The sequence below is a fragment of the Paenibacillus macerans genome, from assembly GCF_900454495.1.
Classification (GTDB): domain Bacteria; phylum Bacillota; class Bacilli; order Paenibacillales; family Paenibacillaceae; genus Fontibacillus; species Fontibacillus macerans.
The window spans coordinates 1,711,107-1,726,306 of sequence record NZ_UGSI01000001.1 but is presented as its reverse complement, the minus strand read 5'-3'; the positions used below and the strand labels follow the sequence as shown (position 1 = coordinate 1,726,306).

The window sequence follows — 15,200 nt, the reverse complement described above, 5'->3', positions numbered from 1 at the left end:
GAGACAGTCGAGGTTTTCCGGCAGCGAAGCGTTTGATATGAAATGGTCATTTAAAACTGAAGGTCGTGTACGTTCATCACCGGCGATCGCTGCAGACGGTACAATTTATGTCGGCTCAGACGACGGGCATTTGTATGCGTTGACGGCGAGTGGCGAGCAGAAATGGAAATTTGCGATCCATGGCAGTGATTTTGGCAACCCCGGCATTTATTCGTCGCCATCCATCGGAGCCGACGGGACGATCTATGTCGGGGGGGATGACAGTTATTTATATGCGATTCATCCAGACGGTACTTTGAAATGGGATTTGAAAATGGGGTCACCGGTTTTCGTGTCCCCTTCACCAGCCATCGGGGCGGACGGGACGATTTATGTCGCAACCCAGGGCGGTACTTTTCATGCAATTTCCGACGATGGAGACACGGGAAGGGAAAAGTGGGCATACAAAATATCAGCATTTTGGCCGATGATCAGGTCGTCCCCGGTAATTGCAGCTGATGGCAAGATCTATGTGGCGGATTCCGACGGTATTCTCTATGCATTTGAACCGGAGCAAGATGCGGATGATGTCAAGCCGAAATGGACCTTTGAAACTGAAACGGGCAGCGGGATCAGAGCGACACCGGCAATCGGAACTGATGGGACGATCTACCTGGGTTCAGAGGATGGGAATTTATATGTACTGGATTCGTCGGGTCAATTACAATGGAGGTTTGATGCAAAAGATTCTATCTACAGCACTCCGGTTATCGGAGCTGACGGTACGATCTATTTAAAGACTGGTTTGGCGCTCTATGCATTTGCGCCGCAACAAGCGGCGGATGACGTTAGCCCCGAATGGTCAGCGGAATTTGGATATGTTACTTATGCTACGCCGATTGTCGATGCCAATGGCATCCTTTATGTCGGAACTCACGACAGCAATTTGTACGCGATAGATTCAGCGGGCAATTTGCGTTGGTCATTTCAGGCTGAAGGTTCGATTACTTCATCAGCGGCCATCGGTGCCGATGGTACGATTTATGTGGGCTCTTACGATGGACATTTATATGCGATCGGGCAGGTTGATATAGATGCTCCGACTAACGTAACGGCAAATGCTGGAGAAGGGTCTGTGCAGCTTGAGTGGGAGGCGGTTTCTGATGCCTCCGCTTACGCAATCTATATGGCTACAGGATCAGAGCCGCCGGATACGAAGGATTTATCGAACTGGAAGCCATTAAATGACGAGCCGCTTAAGGACACATCATGGCTGGCCGATGAGTTAAAGGCAGGGACAACATATTGGTTTGCTGTGCAAGCCGTTACCGAAGGGAATAGCAGAAGCCAGTTGTCAGAACCGGTTAGCGCAACGCCGTATGCTGTGGTAAAAGCGGTGAATGATCTCAATACGCTTGAAGTAAGCAAGCATATCACGAGCGAGCAACTAGCGCAATATTTGCCAACCGAGGTTTCTTTACAACTGCACAACGAGACATTGGAGCCGGATGTGGGAGTCAATTGGGAAATAGAGAATTCTGATTACAATCCGGATCAATCCGGGACATATTGGATATCTGGAAGCTTGCAATTGCCCGAATATTATCTGAACCCGGATAAATTGAAGGTAAAGCTGCAGGTTCGTGTTTTGCCGGGGTCGAATGCCAAGTTGTCTGAGATTCGAATCAATGGTAAAATTTTAGAAAATTTCAATCCGGATCTGTTTACTTATTATTTGACGGTACCTTATTCAATGGATCGCGTGACAGTAACAGCTTCGACTTACGACTCATCGGCATCGTATGAGGTGATTGGCGGGCAAGAAGCGGTGCTCGAGATTGGTGACAATTCGATTTATATCCAAGTCATATCAGAAAATGAACAGGAGGAGCGCACTTATTCTTTATACATTGAGCGCCTGCTAACGATTGCGGAAATTCAAAGGCCAGATACGATATATGTGCCTTATAACACGAAGTTGCAGGATGTTTCCGTACCCGATTCGGTGTATGTTACGTTGGACGATCTTCGCACGATTGAGGTGCAAGTGAGCTGGAATGAAGTTCACCCTGAATACAATGGCAAGGTGGCTGGTCGTTATGAATTTATAGGCACCTTGCAATTGACTGAGTGGGTGAACAATCCGCTGAATATCAAGGCGAAGGTAAGTGTGATCGTGCTGGACGAGCGCAAGCGAAGATCATCGTCATCATCGTCTTCCCGTACGGATCGTGTTTCCAACGATGCCACGCTTTCATCACTGGAAATAGTGGCAAACGGTCGGATGTTAACTTTACAACCTTCGTTTGTTCCTGATGTGTATGATTACACCGTATTTACAGATGCAGAGGAAATGGTATTTACTGCTCAAGCAGCGCACGATGCGGCCGAAGTGTACGTTGATGGTGTACGTTTGTCACGCTCGGCGCCGATCAGCAAGAAGCTGGCAAGCGGCAACAATGAGTTCACGTTTGTCGTTCGTGCGGAAGACGGTACCGAGAAGCGATATACGCTGACCGTGATTCGAGAGACGGCTGCTCATGAATCGTCGATGCCATTTTCTGATATTGCCGGGCATTGGGCAGAAAGCGCGATTCGACGCGCTGTGGAACTGGGGTTCATCAACGGATATCCGGATGGAACCTTTCGCCCTGATCGTTCCGTTACGCGAGAGGAATTTATCGTTATGGTGATCAACGCGTTGCAGCTTAACGGAGAGAACAAGGACAACAATTCCCTTTCGTACAGCGACCGGGAGCAAATCGGAGAATGGGCCAAACGGGCTATCGCTATAGCGACTGAGGCAAACATCGTGAAAGGTTTTGCAGATGGCAGCTTTCGGCCACAGCGACTGATGTCCCGCGTGGAGATGGCGGCGGTGCTTGCACGAATGATCGATGAAGACTTGCCGGTAACGGAACGAACGAGCTTTGCCGATGATCATCTGATTGCCGATTGGGCGAAACAAGCTGTTGAAACGCTTCATTCGCACGGCATCCTGATCGGCCGGAGTAACAACTATTTTGCACCGAATGAGCCAGTGACGCGTGCAGAAGCAGTGGTCAGCCTGTTAAGATTGTTAGATCAACAAACATAACATTGGTATTCATGGTTGACAGGAGCCGCGCCCACCAAGGCATCTTATTGGTGAGTGCGGCTATTATGTATGTCAGGCACTTCAATGAACGCTCTGCTGAACTATCTCAGGCTATTCCTCGTACTCCATCATAGCCAAGGTAGTTGAAGCTATGGTCATCCAACAACAGAAAACCGCAAGATCGTACGATTTTATTGATGTTATTTACTACGGCCGGAGCATGTATGATACATCCGTACCATCATCATGCGATCCCCGTTGAAATTGAGAAGCGGAGGAAGCGATCGAGAGAAGCGCAGGAGATGCTTCCCCGCGCAACGAATCAAGTAACAGACTCCGCATAAATTCGGCACAGCCGCTTCAGATCCTCCTCCGGCATAGGCTCTGGCGCGGAAGCGCCGCCGAGCAGTCCAACGAAGAAGGCATGGCCGATCATCGGCCCAATGAACATTCGCATCGACATTTCCACATCTCCGTCTTCCAGCTTCACCAACCCCGTTTCCTTGCACTTCTTCAGCAGGTCCGTCAATATTCCGGTGCTTTTAGGAAAGGAATCAAGGAGCAGCTCCCCGAGCTCGGGGAAGCGGACCGATTCCGCGAAAACAATGCGAAGAATCGATAGATACAGCGGGTCGCTCAGCTTTATGGCGATGACCCGGGCCATCATCAGCAGAATATCGAAGAGCTGTTCCCGGTTTTCGGGCAGGGGCAAGCTCGCCAGCGACGGCTGCTTCTCCTCCGTAAGCTCGTGGATCACCTGGCTCAGCAGGTCGGAGAACAGCGCTTCTTTGGTGGCGTAATAGCGATACAGCGTCTGCTTGGATATACCGGCTTCCAGGGTGACGAGATCCATGCTCGTTCCGGCGTATCCCCGGGTCAGGAACAGGCTGCGGGCAGCCGTCAAAATTTGTTTGCGCTTTGCCGCTTCCCGCGGCGACAGATTTGCCATAGGGTCCAGATCACTCCTCCCTGTTTTGTTTGGCTTGTTCAAATTATTCCACATCGCACAAGTCAGGTCAATGCGGCGCGCTAATGCTGTCGTCTTGACAGAAAGTGTAACTCCATTTATAGTGATAATCAAACCGTACCGTACAGTATGATTTTGTTCCCGACGGCACGCGGAGTCTGCTTCAAAACCGCTATACTGGATTGATACGATGCACAGGGAATGGACCAGAAAAATCCGGAAGAATGATACAAGCTAACCGGTATACAGAATGCGGGGTGTCGATTATGTTGTTTTTTAAAAGTCGAAAGCTCATTTCTCTTATTCTATCTTTCATGTTGCTGCTGATTTCGGCGATTCCCTACGGTGTCGGGGCGGCGCAAGCGGGCAAGGGAAGCCCGTATGTGAAAGTCTCGGGGGGACTCGGGCATTCACTCGCGCTGAAATCTAACGGCACTGTCGTCGCCTGGGGATATAATAACTTTGGTCAGTTGAACGTGCCGGCCGCGCTTGACGGAGTGACGTCAATTGCCGCGGGATATTATCATTCACTGGCTTTAAAGTCGGACGGATCCATTGTTGCTTGGGGATATAATAACTCTGGTCAGTCGAACGTGCCGGCCGGGCTTGACGGGGTTGTAGCCATCGCGGCCGGATTGGATCATTCGCTGGCGCTTAGAGCGGACGGCACCGTCGTCGTCTGGGGATCGAATACCGATGGTCAATTGAATGTGCCGATCGGGCTCGACGGGGTTGTGGCAATCGCGGCGGGATCTCATCATTCACTGGCTTTAAAGTCGGACGGATCCATTGTTGCCTGGGGACGTAATAACACTGGTCAGTTGAACGTGCCGGCCGGGCTTGACGGGGTTGTAGCAATCGCGGCGGGAATGAATCATTCGCTGGCGCTGAAATCTGACGGCACCGTCGTCGTCTGGGGATCGAATGTTAATGGTCAGACGAGCGTGCCGGCCGGGCTTGACGGGGTGACGGCCATCGCGGCGGGCGGGTATCATTCGCTGGCGCTGAAATCGGACGGAACCGTCGTCGCCTGGGGACGCAATGCCTATGGTCAATCGAACGTGCCGACCGAACTTGACGGGGTGGCGGCGATCGCAGCGGGAGATCAGCATTCATTGGCTTTAAAGTCAGATGGAACTATCGTCGCTTGGGGATATAATAGCTATGGTCAGTCGAACGTTCCGGCCGGGCTTGCCAAGCCTGTCAAGGGAACCGGGATTGCGGCGGGATACTCTCATTCGCTGGCTTTAAAGTCGGACGGAACCGTCGTCGCTTGGGGATACAATTATTATGGTCAGACGAACGTCCCGGCCGGGCTTGAAGGGGTGACGGCGATCGCGGCTGGAGTGGATCATTCGCTGGCGCTGAAAGCGGACGGCACCGTCGTTGTCTGGGGAGATAACAGCCGGGGGCAGAGGAACGTGCCGGCCGGTCTTGACGGGGTTGTGGCGATCGCGGCGAATGGGTGGCATTCGCTGGCGCTGAAATCGGACGGCACGGTCGTCGCCTGGGGATATAATAACTCTGATCAGTCGAACGTGCCGGCCGGTCTTGAAGGGGTGACGGCGATCGCAGCGGGCATGCATCATTCGCTGGCTTTAAAGTCGGACGGCACCATCGTCTCCTGGGGATCGAATTCCTATGGACAGAGGAACGCGCCGGCCGGTCTTGACGGGGTGGTGGCCATCGCGGCGGGGGAGAGACATTCTTTGGCGCTGAAATCGGACGGCACCGTCGTCGCCTGGGGCGAGAATTTCCTCGGCCAGGCGAACGTGCCGGCAGGGCTTAACGGGGTGGCGGCGATCGCGGCGGGAGAGGTTCATTCGCTGGCGCTGAAATCGGACGGCACCATCGTCGGTTGGGGCGACAATAATTTCGGCCAGGCGAACGTGCCGGCCGGTCTTGACGGGGTGGTGGCCATCGCGGCGGGCATGCGGAATTCGATGGCGCTGAAAGCGGATGGCACGGTCGTCGCCTGGGGATCTGGTAACTATGGTCAGTTGAACATACCGGGCGATGACCGTCTGAGCGGGCTGACGGTGCAGCACGGAGGTCTGAATCCCGCATTTTCCCCTTCGGTCACCGCTTATACCTGTTACATCGATCCGTCTGTATCGAGCGTGCAGATGACGGCAACGCTGGCGGATACGGCTCATGCCGAGTTATACGTCGTCAACCAGCCGCATGCCAGCGGGACTGCGGCAACGGTCAACGTCCCGGGAGCGTCGACGGTCATTCCTGTTCGGGTTGAGCCGTATTTGAAGCCGCCTCGGACGTATACGATCACGGTGTTGCGGGACGATACGCCTCCCGACGTTCAGATCGTCGCGAACGGCAATGCGACGCCTGCTCAAAACGCGGAAAGCACCGTAACCGTGAATGATGCGGAGAGCGGTGTTGACGCGGCCTCGCTGCAATACGCGTGGTCGCAAAGCACGGCCCCTCCCGCAGACGGCTGGAACGTCTTTGCGAACGGCGACACGTTAAGGCAGACAAGCGGAGACGGCAACTGGTATTTGCATATCCGCGCGCAGGATCTGGTTGGGAATGTCACTTACACGGTATCAGACGTGTTCGTGCTGGACAACACGGCGCCGGTCGTCACGCTGAACGGCAGTAATCCGATGCATATCCCGCAAGGCGGGACATATGCAGAACCGGGCGCGTCTGCGCTTGATGTGATCGACGGCGCGATTCCGAGCTCAAGTATCATGATCTCGGGCACCGTGGATACGGCGCGCCTCGGAAATTACACTGTTCAATATACGGCTGCGGACCGCGCCGGGAATACCGCCACGGTGACCCGTGACGTGTACGTGTACGACGGAGACGAACCGGCGATTGAATTAATCGGGCCGAATCCGATGACGGTGGAAGCGAACAGTCCGTTTGCCGATCCCGGCGCAACGGCGTACGATGTGCAGGATGGCGATCTGACCGCGTCGATTCAGGTGACCGGAGCGGTGGAGACATCGGTACTTGGCACTTATTCACTCTCTTATGACGTTTCAGATACTGCGGGTAACGCAGCCGCGACCGTGACGCGCACGGTCTATGTGCAAGATACGCAGCCTCCTGTCCTCACGCTGCTCGGCGATCCCGTCATGAGCGTGCCGTTCGGCGCAGCGTTTGCCGATCCCGGAGCGCAGGCGACCGATGCCTATTACGGGGATGTCTCTCATCTCATTGTCGTGATCGGAATGGTGGATACCGGCAAAGCGGGGGTGTATACGCTACGGTACAGTGTGGAAGATCCATCCGGCAATGCCGCCGAGGAAGTGACGCGCACGGTGACGGTCACGGCTCCTGAAGACGGCTCCAGCGGCTCCGACGACTCCGGAAATCCGGGGGACCCGGGAACGGACGAATCTTCGGGAAGCGGTGGGTCAGCGGGCATTTTCCAGGTGAATGTCAGGATCAACGGTGTGGTCAAATGGGTCGACGCATCGTATGAAACGGCCGGAGGGCAGCGCGTAATCCGGATTTTCCCGACGGCGGAGCAGGTGTCCGAAGCTTTCGCAGCCGATCCCGAAGGCATCCTGATCGAAGCGCAAGACATTGGAGATGCGGTTGAAATGGATCTTCCAGCGGCCCCGCTGCTCAATGCGGTGAAACTTCGTCAGGACGCACGATTGGAATGGAGCGTCAACGGGAACGGCCTGCGCATTCCGCTCCATGTCCTGCAAGGCGTTTCGGAGGAGGAGACCGTTACCTTCATGATCGCGGCGGCTGAGGGTTTCGCCGGAGTCGATTGGAACGATCCGATCGCGAGGGTCGAAGGAGAGTTGCTGCTCCCGCATCCGATCGTTTATATGCTTCAGGCCAAACACGGAGACAGCATCGATTGGACCCCGACGTACGCGCTTCTGACGGCTCATCTGCCCGAACCCGCCAATCCGTACCAGGCGACGGCCGTGCGCATCGACGAAAACGGGCGCATCCGATTTGTCCCGTCCATTTTCTCGAACAACGGTCTGGTGACGATCCGATCGCCTTACGACGGAGCTTATGCGGTGATTGAAACAGATCATTCGTTTGCGGATGTGAACGGGCATTGGGCGCAAGAGGATATCGTCCTGATGGCGAACAAGCTGCTTATTGAAGGGAGAGGGCAAGGCCTGTTTGTGCCGGACGATTCTGTCAGCCGCGCCGAATTTGCCGCTATGCTCGTGCGGGCTCTCGGTCTGGACGATGAACCGAACGGAGCGGCGCCTTTCCGGGACGTGGCTCCTGGTGCATGGTATGCGGGAGCCGTCCGGGCGGCTCATGAGGCGCAGCTGATCGACGGCTTCGAGGACGGGACCTTCCGATCGATGGAACCCATTACCCGCGAACAGGCAGCGGTTATGATCGTCAGGGCGATGGTGTATGCCGGAGCTGCACCGGTTGCGGACGTGACGCCGAAAACGTTCGCCGACGCTGCGGACATCGCGCCGTGGGCGCGGGACGCGGTGAAGCGGCTGGCCGAAGCTTCCGTTATTCACGGTTTGAGTGAGAGGACGTTCGGTCCCCGGGAACATGTGACCCGCGCGCAAAGCGCCGCCCTGCTAAAGCGGACGCTGCAGGCGATGCAATTTATTAATCCGCAGGATCGTGCGACGATCCAGGTTTACAGGAGCTTTCTCCAACCTGGTTGACCAGGGGAGAAGCTCCTTTTCTCGGCTATGTCGTCTATTGTCCCAAGTGTTCGATGATGGCTTGCAGACCAGCGATTTGTCCGAGGAAGAATGTGTCACCGACCAGCGTGTCGACGGAGTACACCTGGCCTTTCTCGACGGCATCAAGATTTTTCCAGACTGGATGATCCACCCAGATGTTGATGAGGCCGTCTTTATCTTCGGGATTCATCTGTCTGCGGTTTTCCGCAATGAAGATGTGATCGGGATTAAATTCGCTCAATGCCTCGATACCGATCCGGCCGCCGATTTTACCGTCCTCCGGCAGTCCCGGCACTGGTGTCAGACCGACACCCTCGTAGAAGAAGGGAAAGTTCACGGGGTGGATAACGGTGAAGTCTTTCCCATTGGAAATCAGAAAAATGACCGTTTCGTCCTTGTGATTTGCTGCCACTGCCGTCGCCTGCTCCTTCAGTTGATTGAACTCGTCAATCACTCCTCGAGCCTTCTCTTCTTTGCCGACGAGTTCAGCAAACTTCATCAGCCGCTCGGTGGGTTCCAGGGAAAAATCAATTACTACAGTGTCAGCTATCTTATTGAATTCATCGAAACGTTCTAACTTGTTGCTTGTACTTCCAAACACAATCAGGTCAGGTTCCATTTCCAACAGCGTTTCCATGTTCATCTTGCCCCCAAGATCAACCACTTCCTTGCCTTTTGCATACTTGCCGAAGATTGGAGACCGCTCCTTCGTGCTGAATCCTTCGGATACGATCGGGGCGATATCAAGAACCAGCAGATAGTCGGTGGACATAATATCGACGCTGGCGATGCGTTTAGGCGGATTCTCCAGCAGAAGTTCTCCCTTCACATGTTGAATGGTTCGCGGAAATGCTGGTGTGTCTGATTCTTCGGCTACGTTTGAAGTTTCTGCATCGGGAACTTCTGTCTGCTTGGCCTCGTACTGGTTTTCAGCAGAGATATCAGAAGGTTCCACCTGAATGTTACTGCCACATGCGGCAAGCGCCAGAATCAGTAAGAACATTGCGGCAATGAAAGATATTTTCTTGAATGTTAGCATAGGTGTAAGCCACTCCTTTTCTTTCGTTACTAATGATGGGCATTCTGAATCGAACGGATTACGTTTTGATTCGCATTAATAGATAGATAAAGTACGGGCCGCCTAACAGCGAAATCACAACCCCTGCAGGAATTTCGGTTGTTTCCATGAAGCTGCGTCCAATTGTGTCACCAACGAGCACCAATAGTGCACCCACTCCGGCTGTAATCGGCAGCATGAATTGGTGCTGTGGCCCTACCAAGCGTCTGGCGATATGCGGACCGAGCAAACCGACGAAGCCTATGCTTCCTCCTATTGCAACACTGGAAGCTGCAAGTCCGACTGCCGCCGCCAGCAGAGTCAGTCTCTCCCTGTTGATCGACACGCCGAGACTCGCGGCAATTTGTTCATTAAGGTTCAGCATATTGAGTGTTCTGGAGCGCCAGTAGACGAACGGCAACAGGATAATCAGCCATGGAAGCAGAGCAAGTACGAACTGCCAATTCGCCCCCCAAAGCGATCCCATCTGCCAGGTGGCGACAAATTCCAGGTTTCGCGGATTCAGCTGCAACGTTAGGATGATGGTGATCGCACTAAGCCCTGCTCCTACGGCTATGCCATTAAGAAGCAACCTGGTAGGGGAGATTCCATGACCTCTCTTGTACGATAGGACATAGATTAGAACGGCTGTTATACCTGCTCCGATAAGTGCCAGGAACGGCATTAAAAAAGGAGACGCGATTTTCGTAGATGGGTAATACAAAACATACATCAACACTGCTAATCCCGCACCAGAATTGATGCCAAGAATGCCGGGATCCGACAGACCGTTGCGTGAAATACCTTGTAGAATCGCTCCCGATACAGCTAACCCAGCTCCCATTAAGATGGCAATGACCATCCTTGGCAATCTTAGATCGAACATCACGATGTTTTGCCTTTTCGAGCCATTTCCTATCAGTGTCTGCAACACTTCAAGCGGATTCATACTGTAGCGGCCGATATTCATGCTGATGATGAAGCTGATAACGAGCAAGGCCAGGAATAACAAAGCCAGCTTGACGCTGCGTTTATGCCTGCGTTGATGGAAGATGTCCATACCGCTTACAATTCCCTCCCTTCCTTACGAGCAAGATACAGGAAGAAGGGGACGCCAATCACGGCGATGATAGATCCAAGCGGCGTTTCATACGGCACGGCAATCATCTTCGCGCCAATATCTGCGAATACGACCAGTATACCGCCCAAGACAGCAGAACAGGGGATAATCCAACGATAATCAACACCTACCAGAAAACGAACAATGTGGGGGACGATTAAGCCGATGAAACCTACGCCGCCTACCGTAGCTACAGATGATCCGACCAGCATCATAACGATGATGACGCCAGCTCCTTTAATGAGCTTCGTACGCTGCCCCAGTCCAGCTGCCACGTCTTCTCCCAAACTCAATATGGTGATTGAGCGGGAGATTATCAGGGCAGCGATCAACCCGACGATTATCCATGGCATCATAACAGAAACTTGAAACCAATCAGCTGTTGAGATGCCTCCTGCGGACCAGAATGTCAGGTCATAATGAATCTGGAACAGCACCGTTAATGCCTGGCTAAGTCCAGAGATAAGGGAACTGACAACTGCACCGGCGAGTACCAACTTTAGTGGTGTCATTACGCCTTTCGACATATAGGCGATGCCATATACAAGCCCTGCTCCCAGTCCTGCACCTATGAAAGAAAATAAAATTAGAAACTTGAAGGGCAACGTCGGAAAGAAGGAAAATACAAGCACAAGTACAAAACCTGAACCGGCATTGATGCCGAGCAGGCCAGTATCGGCAATAGGATTGCGCGTCATCCCTTGCATGATTGCCCCCGCCACAGCGAATGCGGAGCCGACGAAAATTCCGGCTAAGGCACGCGGCAAGCGAAGTTGCTGGATAATAACGTGATGATCGTTATTTGGATTAAACGTTACTATGGAGTCCCATACTGTCCGCAACGAAATATCCGCGACGCCAGTTGCAATGGAAGAGGCTGTGCCCCATATGATAGCAATCAATCCTATCAAAATAATAGGAATTGCCGCCCAAGGACGTGATCGGACAGGCTTTGTGTTACTGGTTTGAGTTTGAACGCTGGTCATGTCGTATCGCTTCCCCTATAGACGTGTCGGATACAAAATAAATGTCAGTTGCTTCTCTTTCTTGTCTGGCCTGTGCGGCCGTTTGATTACTTTCCATGTTCCCGAGATAAGGCAACGGGTCTGGTGCATCATCCTGTTGCTGTACATTACGGATGAAAGTCGGGAACACGATTTCTAACATAGGTACACCCTCCCTTATATATGAAAATGAGAATCAATATCATCAACAAGTATAACATTCGCTTCTACTGATAGAAATGGGCGTTCCTTACTTATAATTTGTACATTTCTGCATTAACGGGCGAAGAGCATGAGTGCCTCCGATACTGCCCGAGCATGGCCAATCGCTGAATAGTGCAGCCATGGATAGGTATGGGCATAGTATAATTTTGCATTAAGCGAGCGGAAACGTTTCTTGTCGATCGGGCAAGAAAAATCATGCAACAGCAAGATGTGATCGGGATTAAAATCGTTTAGTTCCTCTATATTATCAACGTCAACAAATGAGAATGATTCCAGTCCTTTTGGAGCGCGTATTTGTAGATCGCGATAGATCAATTTCCCGACTTTTCGCCGATTCGCGCCAAAGACGCGGGCACTATGACGGTTCAACTTTGCGACAAGCAAAGTTTCGTTCTCCAGATTGATGCTTATTTTGTGCTGAGCCGCCTTAACTTTCAACTCGTAGTAATGAAGCCATCGCTCGGCTACCGCTTGCAGTTCGAGCGCTTCGGCAAGCGCCATGAGATGCATCTGCCATGAGAGTGGTTTGAACGGCAGGAGTAACATTGGGGCGATACTGAATAATGGCTCGTAGTGTTCTTTCTCATGATCCGATCCGATGATCAGGTCCGGCTTATATCGCGAAAGTTTATCCGGATCATAAACCGTTGTCATTTCCTCTTGATAAACTTCTTTCTGCCTTTGTTGGTTCCAGCATGGGATGAGCCGATGATGCGGGAATCCAAGGGATTCGAGTTATTTTGTGTTTATTCGACACTTTATGAGCTGATCGCGTGATGAAAATTTCACCCTCCATATTTAAGCGCTTTATAGGTAAAATGGTAGATGAAGATGGAGGTTTTTAGGAGAATACGACCGGGGGTGAGTGTCGCAAAAAGGGGAACGAAGACTATGAAAATAGTACCTTGTCAACTTTGGCGAATCTAGAAAAGAAGGGTAGATGACGATGGAAATGGAGCGTGAACAATGTACAACGAAGTCGATTGACGGGCCAAACTGGCGGAGGAATACGTTAAGAAAGCATGCACAGCAAGGAGGGATTTGTGATGTCGCAGATCTGGCCCCTGTTCCCTTTGAAAAGGTTGAATCGTGGCTGAAGTCCTATAACGACTGGAAAGTGAGATTGAAGTATGTTCAATCCGAACTCGCTCACATCCCAGAATTGACGCGCACCCTTCATATGGTTGCGGCTCATAGCAGAGGCAGAAAACAGGAAACGGTATTACGAACGGTCATTCGACGCATACAGATCACTGAACATGAAATTCCATTATTGCTATCCAGAATCAGTCTTATCGACTACGCTCTTACGTCGCTCACCTCGGAAGAAGGCTTATTTGTTCGATTGAGATATATTGATAATATTGCGTCCTCAGATGCCATAAGTCGTCTGGCACTTTCCCGCCGCGCGTACTTTTATCATCGAAAGCGAATTTTACGCAAAATTTACATGAAAATTAAAGATAGGGCGTTTTTGCTGGATTTGGAGTCGGCTCAAGCAGATTGAATGAATTCAGAAGACGCATTGCACATAGATTTGACCCCCGTATTCAACTTTGAGGGTCGGAGTGCCGGCGCCGCATGGAACATGTTCCGAATGCTGCACTGGTTTTGCCCTTTTTATGCACTAACTATGCACGCCATATGCACATGTTTCGTGTTATGTTGATAATGTGGACAGACAGTGCCACGGTAGCAACAAGAAAAATCAGTGATTACTTTTTTACAAGCGTCGTTTCTTTCCCTGATGCCCAGCGGAAGGAAGTATGGCGCTTTTTTATATTGCTAATGCAGTTGTCGGCTAAATATCAGATGCCAAGGAGTTGAACGGCACAAGGGCAGCGCCATGCATCATAGCCCGCTTAATTTCTCACACGGTGTTGCCAGGTGAGAAAGAGGGTGAAGGCGATGTATGCTTATTGCTCATAACTGCAATCGGCGAAAATATCGGCAAGAATATAATTCAATTTCACAATCGGACCTAGTCGCAATCGAGCGTGGACGCGCTCTCCGGCAAGGTCCTTTTTGTTTTCTACAGCTGTTATACAAAGGCACAAAAGGTAGCGTTGGCTGTCGTTCTCCCCCCTCTGTTTTGGTTTGCCAACAAACCAAAATGGAGGGACATGAATGAAAAAGATGAATTTGCGGGATATGTATCCTTTTATAAAGTCGGATGTATGGGTTGATGTAGATGAAGAAGTTGCCCACGAAATGCGGCGATTCGACTTGGAAGAAGGTGCTTACAGACTTCGAACATATCGCCATCGGGCCTATTATTCGCTTGATCGCAACGATGGGATTGAGCAGCATGTTTTATTTCTTTCGATTTCACCGGAGGAGTATTACGAGCGCAAACTTTCAAGGCAGCAACTTTATGAAGCAATGTGCCTTTTGCCGGAGAAATCTGCCAGGCGGATTTACGCCCATTATTTCTTGGGTATGAGCAAAGTCGATATTGCCAGAGCCGAGCATGTCGATGAGCGGGCGGTTCGTAAATCGATTCAACGGGGCTTGAAACAAATGGAATCCTTGCTCAAAAACATGTAATCGTTTCGTGGGAGGGTCCGATTTTCCTGCCAAAATGAACGGTTATATAGAGGACCATGTTCAGACAGCGGCTGGTTGCAACCAGCCGCTGCATTCTATACGAAAGGGGTATGTGACGATGCAACAGGTTCGGTTTCGAGATGATGAACACGAGAGGTTTTATGTTCAGATGATGGATGAAAGGAAATACAACGACGGCTATCACCGAGCATTGTTCTATACATTGGGCATTTCCCGAGAAACCAGAAGTCATATCCGTGATTTGTATGATTTTGCTAATGGCGGCATTAAGCCCGAAGGCCTTTCGGCCCCTTGGCAAACCGGCAGTTCCACTCGGGTATGCCGGCTCGCCTTTAATTTGTGGAATGGCTGGACCGAAGCGGGGGGCGAACATCACTCCACTCCCCATGAATTATTTGATTGCAGCTATGCCCCCTACTTTTTTGAAGCGATTCGTCTTCGTTACCCCGAATATTGCCGAAGTCACGAGAGAACGTTCAAACGGCTGGCCGAACAAACCCGCTGAATGGCTGCCAACATTGGGAG

11 protein-coding genes are annotated in these 15,200 nt (G+C 51.7%); 5 read left to right on the top strand and 6 right to left on the bottom strand.

Translation table 11 applies throughout. The annotated features are described in order from the left end of the window. Positions 1-37 precede the first annotated feature (37 nt). Entirely contained in the window at positions 38-3,076 is a 3,039-nt protein-coding gene (locus tag DYE26_RS07895; RefSeq protein WP_051985476.1) for an S-layer homology domain-containing protein, read from the top strand. A gap of 322 nt (positions 3,077-3,398) precedes the next feature. On the opposite strand, the gene DYE26_RS07890 is transcribed toward DYE26_RS07895, so the two are convergent. After that, a complete protein-coding gene (locus DYE26_RS07890; protein ID WP_051985475.1) occupies positions 3,399-4,025 on the bottom strand; it encodes a TetR/AcrR family transcriptional regulator in 627 nt (208 codons plus the stop codon). A 284-nt stretch (positions 4,026-4,309) separates the two neighbouring features. Between DYE26_RS07890 and DYE26_RS34105 the strand changes: the two genes are divergently transcribed. Continuing rightward, on the top strand, positions 4,310-8,680 hold the full coding sequence (locus DYE26_RS34105) for an RCC1 domain-containing protein (protein WP_051985474.1): 4,371 nt from the start codon (positions 4,310-4,312) through the stop codon (positions 8,678-8,680). 34 nt (positions 8,681-8,714) lie between these two features. Here the strand turns inward: DYE26_RS34105 and DYE26_RS07880 are convergent, their stop codons facing one another. The 5 genes from DYE26_RS07880 to DYE26_RS07860 form a co-directional block, all read right to left on the bottom strand. Then, positions 8,715-9,740, bottom strand: a complete 1,026-nt coding sequence (locus tag DYE26_RS07880; protein ID WP_036623429.1) for an ABC transporter substrate-binding protein — start codon at positions 9,738-9,740, stop codon at positions 8,715-8,717. A 58-nt stretch (positions 9,741-9,798) separates the two neighbouring features. After that, positions 9,799-10,818 carry a FecCD family ABC transporter permease gene (locus DYE26_RS07875; RefSeq protein WP_036623427.1) on the bottom strand — a complete coding sequence of 340 codons (1,020 nt, stop codon included), beginning with the start codon at positions 10,816-10,818 and terminating at the stop codon, positions 9,799-9,801. Between the two features lie 5 nt (positions 10,819-10,823). Then, on the bottom strand, positions 10,824-11,864 hold the full coding sequence (locus DYE26_RS07870) for a FecCD family ABC transporter permease (RefSeq protein ID WP_036623425.1): 1,041 nt from the start codon (positions 11,862-11,864) through the stop codon (positions 10,824-10,826). Beyond that, the gene (locus tag DYE26_RS07865) at positions 11,836-12,045 is read right to left on the bottom strand and encodes a hypothetical protein (RefSeq protein WP_036623424.1); all 210 of its coding nucleotides are present in this window, start codon (positions 12,043-12,045) and stop codon (positions 11,836-11,838) included. Before DYE26_RS07865 ends, DYE26_RS07870 begins: the two co-directional genes overlap by 29 nt. A gap of 113 nt (positions 12,046-12,158) precedes the next feature. Next, entirely contained in the window at positions 12,159-12,761 is a 603-nt protein-coding gene (locus DYE26_RS07860; protein ID WP_051985473.1) for an ABC transporter substrate-binding protein, read from the bottom strand. Between the two features lie 292 nt (positions 12,762-13,053). Between DYE26_RS07860 and DYE26_RS07855 the strand changes: the two genes are divergently transcribed. The 3 genes from DYE26_RS07855 (at position 13,054) to DYE26_RS07840 (ending at position 15,180) form a co-directional block, all read left to right on the top strand. Continuing rightward, positions 13,054-13,614: a hypothetical protein gene (locus DYE26_RS07855; RefSeq protein WP_051985472.1), complete on the top strand. Its 561-nt coding sequence runs from the start codon at positions 13,054-13,056 to the stop codon at positions 13,612-13,614. 620 nt (positions 13,615-14,234) lie between these two features. After that, a complete protein-coding gene (locus tag DYE26_RS07845) occupies positions 14,235-14,654 on the top strand; it encodes an RNA polymerase sigma factor (RefSeq protein ID WP_036623422.1) in 420 nt (139 codons plus the stop codon). A 118-nt stretch (positions 14,655-14,772) separates the two neighbouring features. Continuing rightward, positions 14,773-15,180 (top strand): DUF6075 family protein, encoded by a 408-nt coding sequence (locus DYE26_RS07840; RefSeq protein WP_036628247.1) that lies wholly within the window; start codon positions 14,773-14,775, stop codon positions 15,178-15,180. Positions 15,181-15,200: the final 20 nt, after the last annotated feature.